14 protein-coding genes are annotated in these 15143 nt (G+C 37.7%); 2 read left to right on the forward strand and 12 right to left on the reverse strand.

Annotation, left to right across the window (positions count from 1 at the left end; translation table 11 throughout):
- Positions 1-27: 27 nt before the first annotated feature.
- The 5 genes from ACB089_RS14130 to ACB089_RS14150 form a co-directional block, all read right to left on the reverse strand.
- Positions 28-1134, reverse strand: coding sequence for a DUF4179 domain-containing protein (locus ACB089_RS14130; RefSeq protein WP_374966972.1), 1107 nt, complete (start codon positions 1132-1134; stop codon positions 28-30).
- Positions 1118-1660, reverse strand: a complete 543-nt coding sequence (locus ACB089_RS14135; RefSeq protein ID WP_068985524.1) for a sigma-70 family RNA polymerase sigma factor — start codon at positions 1658-1660, stop codon at positions 1118-1120. Before ACB089_RS14135 ends, ACB089_RS14130 begins: the two co-directional genes overlap by 17 nt.
- A 257-nt stretch (positions 1661-1917) precedes the next feature.
- Positions 1918-2634: a toast rack family protein gene (locus ACB089_RS14140; RefSeq protein ID WP_374966973.1), complete on the reverse strand. Its 717-nt coding sequence runs from the start codon at positions 2632-2634 to the stop codon at positions 1918-1920.
- Between the two features lie 185 nt (positions 2635-2819).
- A complete protein-coding gene (locus ACB089_RS14145; RefSeq protein WP_374966974.1) occupies positions 2820-3212 on the reverse strand; it encodes an SRPBCC domain-containing protein in 393 nt (130 codons plus the stop codon).
- Positions 3213-3283: 71 nt separating this feature from the next.
- On the reverse strand, positions 3284-4465 hold the full coding sequence (locus ACB089_RS14150) for an MFS transporter (protein ID WP_374966975.1): 1182 nt from the start codon (positions 4463-4465) through the stop codon (positions 3284-3286).
- Positions 4466-4609: 144 nt separating this feature from the next.
- On the opposite strand from ACB089_RS14150, the gene ACB089_RS14155 reads away from it, so the two are divergent.
- The gene (locus ACB089_RS14155; RefSeq protein ID WP_374966976.1) at positions 4610-5485 is read left to right on the forward strand and encodes a LysR family transcriptional regulator; all 876 of its coding nucleotides are present in this window, start codon (positions 4610-4612) and stop codon (positions 5483-5485) included.
- A gap of 126 nt (positions 5486-5611) precedes the next feature.
- Here ACB089_RS14155 and ACB089_RS14160 read toward each other — a convergent pair whose 3' ends face one another.
- The 6 genes from ACB089_RS14160 to ACB089_RS14185 all read right to left on the reverse strand — a co-directional run bounded on the left by ACB089_RS14160 (position 5612) and on the right by ACB089_RS14185 (position 12463).
- Positions 5612-6610: a histidine kinase dimerization/phospho-acceptor domain-containing protein gene (locus tag ACB089_RS14160; RefSeq protein WP_374966977.1), complete on the reverse strand. Its 999-nt coding sequence runs from the start codon at positions 6608-6610 to the stop codon at positions 5612-5614.
- Positions 6607-7278 carry a response regulator transcription factor gene (locus ACB089_RS14165; RefSeq protein ID WP_374966978.1) on the reverse strand — a complete coding sequence of 224 codons (672 nt, stop codon included), beginning with the start codon at positions 7276-7278 and terminating at the stop codon, positions 6607-6609. Before ACB089_RS14165 ends, ACB089_RS14160 begins: the two co-directional genes overlap by 4 nt.
- The gene (locus ACB089_RS14170) at positions 7275-8258 is read right to left on the reverse strand and encodes an alpha/beta fold hydrolase (RefSeq protein ID WP_374966979.1); all 984 of its coding nucleotides are present in this window, start codon (positions 8256-8258) and stop codon (positions 7275-7277) included. The genes ACB089_RS14165 and ACB089_RS14170 overlap by 4 nt, the downstream gene beginning before the upstream one ends.
- Before the next feature lie 130 nt (positions 8259-8388).
- Positions 8389-8811: a DUF1801 domain-containing protein gene (locus ACB089_RS14175; protein WP_374966980.1), complete on the reverse strand. Its 423-nt coding sequence runs from the start codon at positions 8809-8811 to the stop codon at positions 8389-8391.
- Between the two features lie 110 nt (positions 8812-8921).
- Positions 8922-10733 (reverse strand): ABC transporter ATP-binding protein, encoded by a 1812-nt coding sequence (locus ACB089_RS14180; protein WP_374966981.1) that lies wholly within the window; start codon positions 10731-10733, stop codon positions 8922-8924.
- Positions 10733-12463 carry an ABC transporter ATP-binding protein gene (locus tag ACB089_RS14185; protein ID WP_374966982.1) on the reverse strand — a complete coding sequence of 577 codons (1731 nt, stop codon included), beginning with the start codon at positions 12461-12463 and terminating at the stop codon, positions 10733-10735. Before ACB089_RS14185 ends, ACB089_RS14180 begins: the two co-directional genes overlap by 1 nt.
- Before the next feature lie 603 nt (positions 12464-13066).
- On the opposite strand from ACB089_RS14185, the gene ACB089_RS14190 reads away from it, so the two are divergent.
- Positions 13067-13963 (forward strand): M23 family metallopeptidase, encoded by an 897-nt coding sequence (locus ACB089_RS14190; protein WP_374966983.1) that lies wholly within the window; start codon positions 13067-13069, stop codon positions 13961-13963.
- Between the two features lie 133 nt (positions 13964-14096).
- On the opposite strand, the gene ACB089_RS14195 is transcribed toward ACB089_RS14190, so the two are convergent.
- Complete coding sequence (locus ACB089_RS14195; RefSeq protein ID WP_374966984.1) at positions 14097-15137, reverse strand: ribonucleotide-diphosphate reductase subunit beta; 1041 nt, start codon at positions 15135-15137, stop codon at positions 14097-14099.
- Positions 15138-15143: the final 6 nt, after the last annotated feature.

Consider the following 15143-nt stretch of genomic DNA (forward strand, 5'->3'; position numbering starts at 1 on the left):
CAAAGATTGTATTTGACGCTTTTTTCATTATTTTTGTTGTGAAGGGATTTCTACTGTGAATGGTTGGAACTTCACTTCTTTAAGGGCTGATTTATCATATGGTATTTTTGTTTCTACACCCGTAGAATCGATTTGAACTCCACCACCGTCTGATGGAAGCATTAAATACGGTGTAATGACTAATTTTTGAACATCTTTTGAAATCGGGTCAAAGGATTTGTTGCTACTAAACTTCCATTGACCATCATTAAAATGTCCTTCTCCGCCACCTGAATGTGACGTGATTTCCTTGCCATGCTCATCCGTCATACGGAATTCTATAAACGATGCGCCTACTTGTGCGTTATCAATTGTTCCCTTTTCAGTCGCTTCGTAAGTTAGTGCTACGCCTGAGGGACTCAATGAAATTTCGGAAACATCTAATTGAATGCCCTCTGCTTGTTGGTGATGATTGACAGGAACATGAACAATATCCGTAATTTTTTTAACTGGCGCCGTAAATTCCCATTTTTCTCCTCCTTTGCCCTCTAGCACTAAGCCCATTTCAAAGGAATCTGGCATGTTGTCCTTCACATCAAATGTCGCGATACCTGTACGAACCGTCGGACTTAAAATTTTTTCACCATAGGAACCAGAACTCGCCTCAGGATTTTTACCATTTATAGTAATATCAAACCCTGCACCAAAATATTCATTACTTAATTCCTTTTCAGAATCAATTGTAATACCTACCGTAATATTTGATTCATCATAAAGTACTTCATCTACGGTTACGGAAATACCGTTAATGGTCTGCTTTTCTCCAATCGTGCTTGTTAACCCTTGTTCGCTAGCTTGTTTTAGCCCAAGTAAGCCAGAGTTACTAAATACCGATCCAACAATCGGTAGCTGTGATAAAGTGCTTGCGAAGGTTGGTGATACATAGGCTGCAGAACCTATCATTATACTAAATGCGGCTGCCGTGCTTGCTATATATAATAATGGTTTACGTTTGCTTTTTCTTTTCATTTGTACAGGTGGCTGACTCATATTTGTTTGCTCCTCTGCTTGTTGTATTCCTTTTGCAATCGCTCCTCGTACCTCATCTCTTGGGAATTCTGGAAGGGGGCCGTTTACATTAAATGACTTTTTCATTGAACGTTGCACTCCTTTCTAATTCTCGCTTCAACTGTTTTTTTCCACGATGCAAATACGTTTTAATCGTGCTTACTGGCTTTTCCATTACTTCTGAAATTTCTTTAATCGGTAAATCGTGATAATAAAATAAGATGATGGCCATTTGTTGAGAATGATTGAGGTGCTGTATAGCTTCCGATAAATCAATAGGATTACCCGTGACATTTTCTTGCTCTTGTAAACGATTTAATAATTCGCTTTCTTCATAAGGAATGATTTTTTGCCCTTTTTTTAGTAATCGGTAGCACTCATTAATTAAAATGCGAAACAGCCATGTGGAAAAAAATTCCGGATGCTTTAACTGGTGAACGGTTAGATAGGCTTTACACGCTGCCTCTTGAATCGCATCCAGTGCATCCTCTTTTTGGCCAACATAAGAAAGCGCAGTATAAAATAGTTTTTCTTCCTCTAAAATGAGTAGCTGCTCAAACGCTTCCTTATTCCCTGCAATAGCCTGTTTGACAATAGATAGATCATGTTCCATGCTGTTTCCTCCTTTCAATACTTAGAGTAAATAACCCTATCAAAAGGTTTCACTTTTAAATATTTCTTTTTTTATAGAACAAAGCGGTCCTACCTCCAATGTTGAAATAAGGTACAATGTAAAGTTTCCATAATCGTTCCGGCGCTTTCGCTCTTCTATCCGCTACTTCGACCCTTTTATCCGTCACTAGTACTCGCCAATTATTATAGAACAAAAAAATAGACTACTTCATCCAAAGTAGCCTACTTAACTTTTCATTATTTATCCAATTCAAAAGAAATATCGCCTACACCGATTTCCGAGTGCAATTCTAGCACTACATCTGCATTTTCATATGCTTCATTGACATAAACGCCATTCCCTTTTGAAATAAAATCTTCTATATTGGAAGAGCCGATGCCTTCTTCTGTCGTCAGCTTTACCCCGACCTTTGATGGTAAAATGACAGTAGTTTCACCAACACCTGTTTCAATGTTCGCTTTGAAGCTTTTTTTCCAATCCCCACCTAAATTCACAGTTAGATCGCCAACGCCTGTTTCGATCTCTAATTTTTCCAACTGAAGACCTTGTAAATCAAGTTCTGCATCCGAGGCACCTGTTTCAACGAAAAGATCCATTGGCATATCTTCATTCAATTCGATATCCCATGTATTTTTTATTTTTCCCAAACGCACCTTCGCGGAACCTTTTTGGTCAATCACCACTTCTCCTGTCTTGCCGCGTAAGTCATATTCAACTCTTGGTGCCAGTTTATTAATGTTATATTGAGCCGTACCCTCAACCCAATCTTTAGCACCTTTTTTAACTGTAATTTCTCCAACACCAAATTGTATTTCAACATCTAATTTCTCTGCTTTATCCTTTTCAACTAAGATCGTTTCATCTTTAGTTTTACCTGGTATAACTGAGTTGCACCCTGATAAAACAAGTAATGAAGCACTTATGACTAATCCAAAACCGAAAAACTTTTTCAAAATAATTCCTCCTACCGCATAATATACCACTCATTAAATTGTATCAAAATACCAATTTATAAATACGCCCCTCAGATTTAAATTCATCTACGACCTAAGACGTAGTGAGGACTTTACTCATGAATATGACCAAACAAAAATGAACCCTGTATTGTGACACATTTGCCTTCATACAGGGTTCATTTTTAAAATTTTGGTATATTTTTTTCCTCTACTAACGCCTTCAAATTAGTAAGAGAAGCCTCATAGCCGCTCATATTAAAAGTTGCGGTGGTGCCATTTTGTTCTTCCTTCAGGACAATAGCAATTAATGTTTCTGGCACTTCTAAGTAAAACGAAAACTCCCGATTCGGAAGGACTTGTTGTATCGTTAACATCATCGGTAATTCTTCGGAGAGCTGATTATGTGCATTCGGCATTAATGTGAAAGTTATTTTTTCACCAGCCTCTAATTTAGGGATCTTCCATATTGAACCTGGGGCGTACCATTGCGACAGCTGCTCTTCATCCGTAATTGCTTGCCAAACTGTAGCAATACTTGCATCAATCCAAATCGAACTTTTTTCTTTATTCATCATTGCGCTCCTCCGTTTGCAGAATTCATGCCTTTTCAAATGATTTTATCCTATTTTAGGGAATAGAACAAAATTTACCTTTTTAAAGATCTAAATAAATTAACTGCACCTAGCGCTATAAAGATCGCGACAATGTCCATCGCCAATTGATAGCTTGAAAAAACCGTTACCATGAAGCCAAATAATGAAGGGGCAATCACAATAAATAGTTGATTTAACGTTAAGGCTGCACTTACAGTTAGAGCGACATAATGTGGATTTGATCGCTCTGTCACACAGGCAATAAACAATGAATACCAGCCAAGCGCTACAAAGCCTAATAAAAAGCAGAATAGTAGCATTAATATTTTCTCCTGCAGGATAAAAGGCAATAGAACTGTGAAAATAACTGCACTCGCCATCACCATGATTAATAAATGCTCCCGCTTCTGTGCAAAAAATTGATCACTGATCCAGGCAATAGCTACTCTTCCAATCATTCCTCCTAATAATACAAGGCTTAAATACTGCCCAGCCTCAGTTAATGAATAATCACCCTCTTGATGTAAATAACTCATAAAATGGGCGACAAGTATCATTTGTAAGGTCATCATGACGATACCTACAATATAAATCGGGTATAATTCTTTGTTTTTTTTAATGGCACTCATCTTTTCTTTAAAGGTTACAGATGATGCCGCCGCTGCGATATGATTTTTAGGTTCCTGATAGATCAGTAAAAAAATTAATCCACCAGCAATCGCTACCAAGCCTTGCACAAGATGCACCGATGTTAGGTTATATTGATGGTACATATATGTGAGGATAACTGATGCTAAAGCGCCACCAATCGGAATACCTGTCTGCCGAATACCAATCGCCAGCCCTCGATGTTTATCCGGAAACCATTTCACAATGGCCGTGCTACCTCCTGTTTGCGCACTTCCATACCATATCCCTACGACTACTAATAAAATGATTAACACCGTATAGCTATTCGCCAACATGAGCAGTAAAACTGAGAACCCTAGTAAAATAGAGCCCCATCCGATGATTTGTTTTTCCCCTTTCTTATCCATTAAATAGCCAAAAACAATCATCGAGAAAATGGGTCCAATATTAACAGCCGAAACAATAAATCCTGCTTGGAACGATGATAAATCCCATTCAGTTTGATAAAATGTAGCAATTGGCCCCATGCCGTACGTCACAAAAGTTGCTGCTGTTTGGGAAAGCGTAGCTACCAATACGATGATCCATTTATAATATGTATTCATGAAAATTCCTCCAATACCATTACACTGATTCCTTTGTGCAGTATAACTTTATGTATCTAGAGTTTACGCTTGCCATAGCAACGCGTAAAATGGAGGAAAATGATAGTGGCTATCAAAAAATTTAATAGGTGTGTGAAATACAACATGAACATAGAAGAAATCGCATTAAAAATTGAAATTTTGGAGAGGCAAAATCTCAGTAAATCCGCAGAAATGACGAATTATACGCAATCTGCCTTAACGTCTAAAGTGAAAAAAATGGAGGCTGAAATTGGTCAGGAAGTTTTTAAGCGTACACCTCAAGGCTTAAAAATTACGGATGTAGGCATACAATATTTACACTTTTTAAAGCTGGTTACAGAGGAGTACGATGAGTTTTTGCAAGCCATTGGAGCAGCACAAACGAACACAAAAATTAGCTTTGGCACTTCCCATACAACGATCAAAATTTATGGCGCATCCATTATGAATAGCTTGCAAACAAATAATATACCTTTAGATGTCGATTTCACAGTAGAATCTAGTACTTCCTTAAATGAAAAAGTACACAATGCCGAAACGGATTGTGCACTAACAAGTAACCCTATTAAACATTATCCTGATTTAAATTATGACATGATTGCATCCGAAACATTTGAAGTCATATCGAATAATACACATATCATTAATTTTGAGGAACGTTCACCCGTTACATTACTTGTACTAAGTAAAGGATGTATGTATTCACGCGCGATGGCCGAGTGGCTGAAAAAGCATCAAGTTCCGTTTACGATGAAAGAAATAAAATCAGTGAGTAGTATTCTTGATTTCCTTCAAATTGACAATTCGATTGCTGTGTTAAATACAAAACTAATTGATTTATATAACTATACCAACATTCATTATTACGATTTACAGCAGCTCCACAACATAATAGAAACAGTCTTTATTTACAAAAAGAGCGACAGTAAACAATCACCCATTTATCAACTAAAAAATGTTATTGAATCATTACTGGAAGCCCCTATTGAACAAAGCTAGTTCGATAGGGGCTTTATCAGTTTATCGGAACTGTTTTTAGATTTATCGCTCTAATTTTTATATTTATCGGAACGATTTACAGATTTATCGGAACAATTTTAGAATTTATCGCCTAACTTTCATAATTTATCGATATTCAGCGAAAGAAAAACAATAAAAAGTTCCTTCACCAGTTGATTGTAACGTATAGGTAATAGTCAATATTCTTGTGATATCGTCTATTATTTTTAACCCTAGACCAGTACTTGCATTATGCTGATCAAAACCAATCCCATTATCGCTCATATAAACCTTGCCTTCTTTAATCGTTACCTCAAGTTTTGTAGCTTTTGAATGTTTCATTGTGTTTTGAAACACATTATCGAACAAGCGTTGTAGCCATAGCTCATTGCTCGTCCATGTTAAATCGAGATCGTCTGCATGAAAGATTAGTTCGATGTTATGCATTCGATATAAGTAGCTCCACTTTTTTATCATCGTTTCCAACAATATCGTGAGCTGCACTTCTTCATTCACAACATACGAATTTTCGATTGTATCTAAGGACTGCACATTAAATTCATTCGTTAAGTTAGCCATGTATTGAATTTGCTCGTTTAAAGACTCTATCATTTTCGGTTGTTCCTTATAGTGATCTTCTAGATAAAATAATTGTAAACGGATCGCCGTGAGCGGTGTATTAATATCGTGTCTTAGCTTTTGTAGAAGCTCTTTTTGCAACTCCTGTTGTTGCTTAAGCTCTAATTCCCGGTAAGTAGTCCGCTCAATTAAAATATTCACAGACTGAATGAGCTGTCCAATTTCATCCTCACTATCAACCTTTAATGTACTTAGTGTTCTTTCATTGCTTGCTAAGTCACGAATCGTTTTGTTTAGCATATTAATTTTGGAAAGTAATGAATTGATTGATTTCGAAAATAAAAACGCTAGCAAACATAATGATAGAAAAAATACAATCAGCATGGCTGGATAGGCAAACGATTCATGGAATGGCGTGCCTTTATTATGCGTTTTAAAGGCAACGTCATAAATAATGGACATTGACACACTGATCCCTAACAAAACGATTGGCACACTAACAATGGCAGAAAATAATAACATTCGATATTTTGTTTTTAATGTCATTTCTTTATGTAGGTATTTAATCGATACCCTTCTCCGTAAATATTTTGAAGGATGTACCCTGAAGGATCATCCATTTTTGTTCTGATCTTTTTGATGTGAACATTGATAATATTATGATTTCGATCCTCAAGTGGCCATAAATAGTCAAAAAAATGATCCTTTGTTAAAACTCTGTCCCTGTTGTCAAATAAATAAAAGAAGATTTTACGTTCAATCGCAGTCAATGAAATTTCATCATGAATCGTATTTATAAAAACTTTACGATGCTCACCATCAATTAACAAATGCTGGATTTGCGTAAATGTTCCATATTGCTGCGTTAGCATTTTCTGTATTCTTAATAGCAGCTCTCTAGGGTCAAAAGGCTTTGTCATATAGTCTTCTCCAACCGTTAAGCCTTGAAGCTTGCTGTCGATATCATTACGAGCAGACAGAAAAATAATAGGTATATTTAAGCCTAAGCTTTTAATATTCTTTGTCAGCTGATAACCATCTTCCCCTGGGAGCATAATGTCCATTATCACTAAATCAATTTGATGAATAATGCTCATCATTTCTTGCCCATCTGTTTTCCATACAACATCGTAACCTTCACGCTGTAGTATTTTTTGCATCAAATCACCAATCATCGGATCGTCTTCTACAATTAAAATCGTAAATCCTTTCATTCCATCAGCCTTTCATTCGTTTGTTTCATAAATTCCATAGCAAAATGATAAATCTCATCCGGTTTATACAAATAGATGCTATGGGTACCACTTAATTCTTTCACATCTGCTATATGTATTTGCTCAGCAAATTCCGCATATTTTTGGCGATGGTACTTCGTATATTTGGAATCTTTATGTTGTTCAGCAATGGCATCAATCAATAAAATAGGAGTGTCTTTTGGTTTTGGAAGCTTTTCTGATTTCATACTATTATCGTATACATGTAATAGCTCATTTTTCATATCATCATTCAAAAATTGTTTAAAGGATAGTGCTTTATAGATTTCTTTTTCTTCATCCGTTAAAAAAGTTTGCTTGATTACTTCTGGATTATACACTTTCGAAGGTGCTAGACGGTGTAAGCCCATGTCCGTTAACAGATTCATTCCTCTAACAGTCCAAGAATCGGCTACTCCCATTTTATGCTCTATATATTGGCTTGGCAAACTGATATCAAGTGCAATAATCCCTTTTATTTCTTCAGGGTATTTTTGTGCCCAATAAATTGCTTCAACCCCCGAAATGGAATGTGGTACTAGTATATAAGGAGGCTTATTGCCACTTTGCAGAAGTGCTTCTCTTGTCTGGGCTAAAATTGTATCAATATCTCGTTCGTCGTTTGAGACATCACTATATCCATATCCCGCTCTTTCAATAACAGCAATCTTATGTTCATGTGAAAATTTATTGTAAAGTCCTTTCATCTCATAAATAGGAGCCGCAACCCCTGAACCTGCCATAAATACATAAGTGTCCTCACCATCGCCCTCAGTATACACATTCATTTTGTTATGATCGACCTCTACATTCACTCCTTTATTTTCCAAAATATCAGATTCCTTACTTAACTCGTATTGATGATAGCTAAATATCACGCCAAGCCCAAGTAGCATAAACGCAATAAAGTAGATTCCTATTTTCTTAACTAGTTTTTTCATACAATTCTCCTCTCAGTTGATACTTGAAAGGATACACGTTAAAAATAAATTTCTAATAAATTTTTTCAAGAAATAAAAAAACTGTCTAAAAGTTTTTACACCATTTAGACAGCCCTTGACCCGAAGAGAATTATGATTGGGGATACGTTTTTTGTAAAAAAGATACAGATTGTTTAATAAGCAACTTTAACACTTCTACATCAACATCCGCTAGTTTATTAATATAAACACAAGCTTTTCCTGTAGTATATTTGCCAAATTCTTGTAATAAATGGTCTCGCTCACTGTCACCAGGGGCAAAATATAAACTAATTTTAGCCTTTCGAGGAGAAAATCCAACTAAAGGTGCATCGCCTTCATGTCCAGATTCATATTTGTAATGATAGCTGCCAAATCCGATAATACTTGGCCCCCACATTTTCGCTTCATGCCCTGTTACTTCAGCAAAAATATCTAATAGTCGGTAAGCATCTTCACGTTTCTTAGGATGATCAACGTTTTCTATAAATTCAATAACACTGTCATCCGTTTCTTTCGTTTTTAATTCGTACATGTTTATGCCTCACCTTCTACATTTTAGTGCATCATAACGTTTACAGAAGTTTACCACAACTGCTATACCAAAAGCTGTCTAAAAGATTTTAATAGACCGCCTTCTATATCTTACTCCACTTGCTCTAGCAAAAGTTTTTGCTGTAGATGACTATAAATTCCTTGTTTTTGCATGAGCTCTTGGTGATTACCCTGCTCAACAATTTCCCCCTGTTGAATAACAAGAATTTGGTCGGCATTTTCGATTGTTTTTAAGCGGTGTGCAATGACAAAGCTTGTGCGTCCCTGCATCAAATGCTGTAGGCCTTTTTGAATATCAACCTCTGTTTGCGTATCCACACTAGACGTAGCTTCATCCAAAATTAAAATATCGGAATTTTCTAAAATTTCCCGGGCAATAGCAAGTAATTGTCGTTGACCTTGACTAAGGTTTGCCCCGCCTGCCTGTACAGGTGTATCATACTGTGCTGGTAAATATTTTATAAAATTATGGGCATTGGCTATTTTCGCCGCTTCCTCCACTTCTGCATCCGTAGCGTCAAGTTTACCAAAACGAATATTTTCACGGATCGTCCCAGAGAATAAATATGTATCCTGTAATACGACACCTACTCTTTGACGAATTGTTGCCATTTTATAATCCTCGATGTTATGACCGTCAATTAATATTTCACCTGCATCCACATCATAAAAACGAGTTAACAAATTGATAATGGTCGTTTTCCCTGATCCCGTCGGCCCTACAAGTGCAATAGTTTCACCCGCCTTGGCATGAAAGCTAATATTTTTCAGTACTGGCTTCTCTGGCACATAGCTAAAGGACACATGTTGAAATGCCACATCCCCTTTTAAACTTTGACAATCAATGGCATGCTTTTTATCAGCTACTTCTGAGGGTTCATCTAAAATTTCAAAGACTCGTTCTGCCCCAGCAATTGCCGACTGGAATGTATTTAAAAGATTGGATAGCTGATTTAACGGACGGAAAAATTGTCGTGTATATGTGACAAACGCAGCGATTACCCCAACAGAAACAATACCTTTTACCGATAAAAACGCTCCTGTGCCAATGACAACAGCTAAGCCTAAGTTATTCATAAAGTTATTAATTGGACCTAGTAGACCTGAAGTAATTTCTGCGCGCTGTGCCGAGTTACGGAGATTTTCATTTTGTTGATGGAACATATCGATGGTCTGTTGCTCTTTCCCAAAAAGCGTCACAACCTCCGCTCCCGTAATCATCTCCTCAATATAACCGTTAAGCTTTCCTAAATCACGTTGACGCGTCGCATAGTTTTTACTACTACGTTTCACAATTTGCTTCGTCGTAAAAACAATTAGTGGAATAATGATAAGTGTCACAATTGCGAGCTGCCAGCTTAAAGAGAACATGGCAATACTAACACCAATGACTGTTAAAAGTGACGATACGATTTGTGTTACACTTTGTGCAAGTGCCGTATTTAAATTATCAATATCATTAGTTACACGGCTCATTAAATCACCAAGTGCTCGCTGATCAAAAAATCTCAGTGTTAACGTTTGCAGCTTCTCAAATAGTTCAAGACGCAGTGTTCGAATGGTTTTCATGGCCACATGAATCATGACATATGTTTGTAACCATGTAAAAATAGACGCTACTGTAAAAATAACTGCTAGTACAATACCGAGACGAATGGTTCCAGCAATGTCCTTTTTCATAATGTATTCGTCAACGATATGTCCGATTAAGTACGGTCCTGCTAAGCTTAAAAATGTAGAGGCCACAACAAAAAATATAGAGCAATAAAGCCCTGTTTTTTGTTGCTTCACATATTGCCACACGCGATTGATCGTTGCTTTTGAATTTTTAGCCTTTTCAGCTGGTCCTGCCATACGTGGTCCACGTCCAAAACTCATTTGCTTTGGTTGATTTTGACTCATTATTGTTCACCAGCCTTTTGCTGTGAAGCGTAAATTGCTTGGTAGAAATTATTATTCTGTAATAATTGTTGATGCGTACCTTGACCAACAATCTCACCGTCCTCTAATACTAAAATGAGGTCTGCCTGTTGAATAGAGGCAATTTTAGACGCTACGATAAACGTTGTTGTGTTTTTATATTGATCGCTAATGGCTTGCTGGACATGTTTTTCAGAGGCGCTATCAAGAGCAGATGTTGTATCATCCAGCACTAAAATAGCTGGCTGTCTTACGAGTGCGCGCGTTAATGCTAGTCGCTGCTTTTGACCGCCAGAGAGATTTGTTGCCCCCTGTGAAAGTTCATGCGCTAAGCCTTTATCAAGTCGCGCAACAAATTCTGTGGCACATGCTGCATCAAGAGCTTGCTGTAATTCTTCTGAAGTTGCATCTTCCTTCCCAAGACGGATATTGTTTTCAATGGCACCTGAGAACAGTAGTGCTTTTTGAGAAGTAAAGCCGATATGTTTTCGTAAAGTTGGTAATGCATATTCCTTAAGTGGCTTTCCATCTAAGCGTATTTCGCCACTCGTTGGATCAAATAAACGGGGTAAAAGCTTGACTAGCGTTGATTTTCCGCTTCCTGTTTTACCGATTAGACCTACCGTTTGCCCTGCTTTCACCGAAAATGAAATATTTTTCAAGACATCCTCAGCTGTTTCATAATAACGGTAGCTTACATTTTGAAAGTCCAAAGCCCCTTGAATGGGTGTAGTAAGCGCATTTTCAGTTTCCTTAACCGTTACCTCTCTGTTTAAGACATCCACGATACGCTCACCTGAAGGGATCGCACGGGCTATATGCATGAGCACCATGCTTGATGACATAAGTCCATTTAAAATGATCGTTAAATAGTTGATAAAAGCGAGAATAACCCCTACTTGCAAAGTCCCTGCTTCCACTTTAATAGCACCTAGCCAAAGTCCAGCTACGATTCCGATATTCACAACAAACATCGTAAATGGCACTAGAACACCAACAATTTGTTCGGCTGTAATAAAACGTTTCGTGAGCGTATTATTGAGTTCACTAAATTGTTCAGTTTGTTGTGTTTCACGACGGAACGCCTTCACGACACGAATCCCCGCTAAATTCTCCTGAAGCTTCGTGTTCACTCCATCAATTGCCTTTTGAACCTTGCGATACAGGACACCTGAATACTTGGTGAAAAAGTACATCGCTATTATTAAAATTGGGACGATCATAAGCAGTATGGAAAATAGCTCACGCGCTGTCACAAAAACAATAATGACCGCTCCAATAAATAAGAGAGGCCCACGCACAAAAATACGTAGCGTCATCATAAAGGCGCGCTGAATACTTTCCACATCACTTGTTAAAATCGTAATGAGCTTCCCTGTCGTAAAAGCCTCCCGTTCCTTTGCCGAATACGTCATCATTTTCTTATAAAGTGACTGACGTACATCAGAGGCAAAATGGATGGCTGCCTTCGAACTATAATAAGAACAACCAACTCCGCCAACAAGTCCGAGCATAGCACTTATCAGCATCAACACGAACATTTTCAGTACATATGGATTGTCGCCATTGGCAATGCCCGTATCAATCATATGCTGCATTATGGTCGGCTGAAGCAAATCCATCGTCACCTCAAGCACCATAAGAAGCGGTGCAATCAAGGTAAAAAATTTATAGGGCCCTAAATACCCTCCTAACTGTTTAATTGCCTGCATTCTTTCGTCTCCGTTTCTTATCAATTATGCCTTGGTATAATTGCGTCTGGAATCGGCTTTGTGCTTAGGCCTGCACGAGGGCCGACACGATGTCGGTCATTTCGGTAATGCCACAGGACGTGGCGTTATTACCGATGCAGGTCAGTTAGCCGTTATCGCATGGATGCGATGGTTTTAGGCTAACATCCCCTAAGAACTCCTTTCCGATTCTGTGACATCCGCTGGAGGCTTTAACTTCTTTCAGCGGATGTTTGGACACCCCGCTGAAAAGTGACTTAAAACTGCATTCCCCCCCACCAGTAGAGGTTAGGTACTTCGCTGAAAGAAGTTAAATCACATCTGCTCTAATTATAACTGAAAAACATTCTCAAATGGCTATTAAATTTCGTGTCTCGTAATATTTGGGACACGAGTGATATATTATGTAGGTTATAGTTACTGTAGCAATTGTTCAGGCTATCAGCTTTCGATTATCTTATAAGGAAGATCAGTGGCAAAGGTTCTTTTACTATTATCACTATGTTAGAATGAAAATCAGGGTGAAGTAAATATTACCAAAAATGTTATAACTCATACAGAACATCAAAAGGGGGTTGAGAAATAGTGTTTCCCATCTTTTTTTCCATTGGTTTGCTAATCATATTGCCTGCCAGCTTTATTATTTCGCTATGGAAAGCTGCTTTTAAAAGTAAACTCGAATGGTTGTTGGACTCATTGGTGACTACAGCACTAATCGTTTGGTTATTTCAAGCAGGAAACTGGGGTTGGGTCGGATATTATGTTCGCTTTCTTTGGTTGATTCTCTTGATTGTCACTTTCATTTTTTCTTGGAAAAGGGTAAGGAATTTACCGTTTACAATAAAATATACACTAAATCAAAAGTTTTCAATTGGTATATCTATTGTCCTTATTTTGTTTTTTGGTACTTATAATGCTTTGATTGTAAAAAGCTATACAGTAGCCGAAAAAGGAATTGAGTTATCTTTCCCACTTAAGAATGGCACCTATTATGTCGGACAGGGTGGCAATCAGGTATTAATGAACTATCATCAAGGCCATCCAGGCCAAAAATATGCGTTAGACATTTTAAAATTAAATACGCTTGGAACCCGCGCAAGTGGACTATATCCAGAAGAATTGGATAAGTATCAAATATTCACAGAGGATTTGTATAGTCCATGTAACGGAAAAGTAGTCAACATACAAAATGGTTTACCTGATCTCCCTCCTCCTAAATCTGATCCGGAAAACCCTGAGGGCAATCAGGTCGCCTTATTATGTGAGAACTATGATGCTACCGTTTTATTAGCCCATATGCAAAAAGGCAGCATAGTGGTGGAAAAAGGAGAAAAAGTAACAACGGGCCAAATACTTGGGAAAGTAGGAAACTCGGGAAATACAAGCGAACCACATTTACATATTCACGCCGAAAAGAACGGGAAAGGCGTACCGATCACATTTAATGATCGATTTTTAGTGAGAAATAGTTTAGTACGATAATATAAATCTACGCCTACTGTTTATTGCAGTTTAGCCCGAGCAGCTCTTTCTTTTACCTAAGCGTTTCCCCTACCCTGAGCACTCTCAAAAAAATACACCTCAATGTTATTTCAACATTGAGGTGTATTTAGCATTACAAATCATCAAACCCGTTATCTTCTACATTAACCTTCACATATTGACGCGAACGTTGCTCGAAGAAGTCCGTTTTTCCTAAGTCCACATCCTCGTAAGCTTTAACCCACTTCAATGGATTTTTGCGATAGCCCTCAAATGGACGCTCAACGCCAAGCTGATTACAACGAACATTGGCATAGAAGTGCACATAATCATGGACATCTTCCACATCGAGGCCATCAATTTTATCGCCAATCACTTCATTGGCCCAATCTACCTCTAGCTGTACGGCCTCACGGAATATTTCCTGTACACGTGCTGCTCGTTCAGGTGTATCGTATTCAGGATATTCCGCTAATAGCTCTTGATAAATTTTGATGAATAAATCGACATGAAGCTGCTCATCGCGATTAATATAATTAATCATCGTTGACGAGGCCACCATTTTTTGATTGCGTGCTAAATGATAGAAGAACGCAAAGCCAGAATAAAAGAATAAACCTTCTAAAATCACATCATAGATAATCGCTTCTAGCATATTTTCAACAGATGGCTCTTCCGAAAATGCATGGTAGCCTTTAATAACGAAATCATTGCGTCGCTCTAACACAGGCTCCGTACGCCAAAAGTCAAACGTACGATCCTGCTCATTTTTGTTTACAATACTTGATAGCACATAGGAATAAGAGTGATTATGGATAACCTCTTGCTGCGCTAAAATAATCATTAATGCATTTAAGCTTGAATCTGTTAAATAATCTGCTACTTTACCAGCAAAATCTGTTTGTACACTATCTAAAAGTGCTAGTAAACCAATTATTTTCAAAAATGATTCCTGTTCAACTGCTGATAGCTCAGGAAACTGCTTGACATCATTGCTCATATTAATTTCAAATGGTGTCCAGAAGTTACCAAGCATTTTTTTATACTTTGGATAAGCCCAGCTAAAACGCACATCATCCCAGTTTAAAATGTTAGAAGAGCGTCCGTTCACAATCCCTGTTGAACGGTTCGGCGCTTCTTTATCCATAATTTGTCGTTTCGTAATCGTTGTCATCGTTAC

This window comes from Lysinibacillus sp. RS10 (assembly GCF_041956855.1).
GTDB lineage: Bacteria > Bacillota > Bacilli > Bacillales_A > Planococcaceae > Lysinibacillus > Lysinibacillus xylanilyticus_A.